Source organism: Mesorhizobium sp. M7D.F.Ca.US.004.03.1.1, assembly GCF_003998635.1.
GTDB classification, from domain to species: Bacteria; Pseudomonadota; Alphaproteobacteria; order Rhizobiales; family Rhizobiaceae; genus Mesorhizobium; species Mesorhizobium loti.
Genome location: NZ_RZQG01000891.1, coordinates 1 through 2387, shown reverse-complemented (window position 1 = coordinate 2387; position 2387 = coordinate 1). Strand labels below are relative to the sequence as shown.

2 protein-coding genes are annotated in these 2387 nt (G+C 62.9%); one reads left to right on the top strand and one right to left on the bottom strand.

Features of this window, described 5'->3' with window-relative positions:
* A partial coding sequence (locus EN935_RS31450; protein ID WP_164771507.1) for an ACP S-malonyltransferase occupies positions 1 to 508 on the bottom strand: 508 nt, incomplete at its 3' end.
* A 244-nt stretch (positions 509 to 752) separates the two neighbouring features.
* Between EN935_RS31450 and EN935_RS31445 the strand changes: the two genes are divergently transcribed.
* Positions 753 to 2387, top strand: a 1635-nt coding sequence (locus tag EN935_RS31445) for an LTA synthase family protein (protein ID WP_206534610.1), incomplete at its 3' end; no start/stop codon positions are given.

The window sequence follows — 2387 nt, the reverse complement described above, 5'->3', positions numbered from 1 at the left end:
CGCCATTATAGTTGGCGATCTGGCAAACCGCCCCGTTGGCCGAGCTTTTGGCGGCTTCTGTGCAGGAAGCCTCGACATCGGCCTGCTCCAGTCCGATGATCGCCGCCATGGCGCCCTCGCCGGCCGGCACCGCCGCCTGCATGGCATTGCCGCGGATGCGCAGCAGCCTGGCGGCATCGGCAACCGAAACGAACCCAGCGGCCGCGAGTGCCGAATACTCGCCCAGCGAATGGCCGGCGACATAGGCGACCTTGCCTTTCAGCGAGAAGCCGCGCGATTCCAGCGCCCGGATCGCGGCCAGCGACACCGCCATCAGCGCCGGCTGCGCGTTGGCGGTCAGCATCAACTTCTCTTCCGGCCCTTCCCAGATCAGCTTCGACAGGTTTTCGCCGAGCGCGTCGTCGACTTCCTGGAAGATCCTGCGCGCCTCGGGAAAGGCGTCGGCGAGATCTTTGCCCATGCCGACTGCCTGGCTGCCTTGTCCAGGAAAGGTGAATGCAACGGCCATGCGAGGACTCCCAAGGGCTGGTTTTGCTTATCTGATAGACGAGTTTTTCTTGCCTGTGACGCAAGGCAGGTCGCCAAGTCAAGCCCAGTTCGACCCCGCCCGGCGGCGGCTTCGTCTGCCGAGTGCCTGTTCCGAAAGGCTTTTTGGCGATCACTCCTGATGAAAACCGCTCACGATTCGTTTGCTGGCTCTTCTTATTTTCGCTACAGGCGCTAGCTTTGCGTGACAATTCTATGACAATCGAGTGACGTGTTTGTCGCTGGGTGGGGAAGTTAAGGTGGCAAAGAGTTACAAACGCGCAGGCAAGGCCGCGCCACAGTTCTTGGAAGACGACCCTTCCACCGGCTATCTGCCGGGCAGGAGATGGCCGGTCGTGCGCTATGGGCTGATCAGCCTGGCGATCGCTGCCATGCTGGTGTTTGCCATCGAACTGATCGTGCGCGGCGACTTTGCTGGCACCGTCTCCTTCTTCCTGCAGCCGCTCAAGCCTGGCTGGACCACCATTGTCGTGTTTGCGCTGATCCTGATCGGCCTCGATGCGGTGCTCGGCCGCAGCCACCAGAGCCTGATGATCGTCGCGCCGCTGACCTTGTCGCTTGCCTTCGTCGGTCACCAGAAGTCGCACTATCTCGGCGATCCGCTCTATCCGACCGATTTCCTCTATGCCCGCCAGATTTTCGCGCTGCTGCCGCTCCTGGTGCGCGACCGGCCGATGACCGCGCTTGCCATGGTCGTCGGCATCGTCGCCGGCCTGTCGCTGCTCGTCTATGGCTGGCGGCTGTGGCGCCGCAAGGTTCCGGTGCTCAGCCGCAAGGGACGCCTTGCCCGGCTGACGCTGGCCGTGCCGCTGCTCGCTTTCTTCGTTTCGATCATGGACTATGCCACCTTCTCCTGGACCAGGGACAGGCTGCAGATCATACCGATCATGTGGGACCAGAAGGAAAATTATGCCTCCAACGGCTTTGCGCTGGCCTTTGCCCTCAACGTGCCGATGGCGCATGTCTCGGCGCCATCAGGCTATTCCGACAAGGCAATCGCGGCGATCAGCAGGACTGATGTGACCGCCTCGGTGCCGGCCGAGAAGCCCGACATCATCATCGTCATGAGCGAGTCCTTCTGGGATCCGACCAAGCTGCCCGGCGTCACCATCACGCCCGATCCGATCCCCAATGTGCGGGCGCTGCGCTCGGGCTCGATGTTCTCGCCGGAATTCGGCGGCATGACCGCTAACATCGAGTTCGAGGCGCTGACCGGCTTTTCCAACGCATTCCTGCCGGCCGGCAGCATCCCCTATCAGCAATATGTGCGCACGCCGACGCCTTCGCTCGCAACCTTCCTCAAGAGCCAGGGTTACCGCGCGCGCGCCATCCATCCCGGCACCAATTGGTTCTGGAACCGTGGCGCGGTCTACGCCGATTTCGGCTTCAACGATTTCAAGTCGGAAGAAACGCTGCCGCCGATGCAGAAGCGCGGGCCGCTGGCATCGGATGCGGCGATGACCGACGAGATCATCAGCGAGGCCGACGCCAGCGACGAACCGGTGTTCTTCTTTGCGGTCAGCCTGCAAAACCACGGTCCCTACGAGCCGAACCGCTATTACAATCCCACCCATACGGTGCAGGCGCCGATCAGCCAGTGGGCGCGCGAATCGCTGCTGAGCTACGCCGAGGGCTCAGCCGATGCCGATCGCGGTCTCGAACGCCTGGTCGAATGGGCGAAGAAACGCTCCCGCCCCACGGTGATCGCCTTCTTCGGCGACCATCTGCCGCCGCTGGGGCCGGTCTATGTCGAAACCGGCTTCCTGAAGGACAATGTCGCGCCGCGCAAGGAAGCGTCGCCCGAGGCCGCCCTCGAACACCACGAGACGCCGCTGGTCATC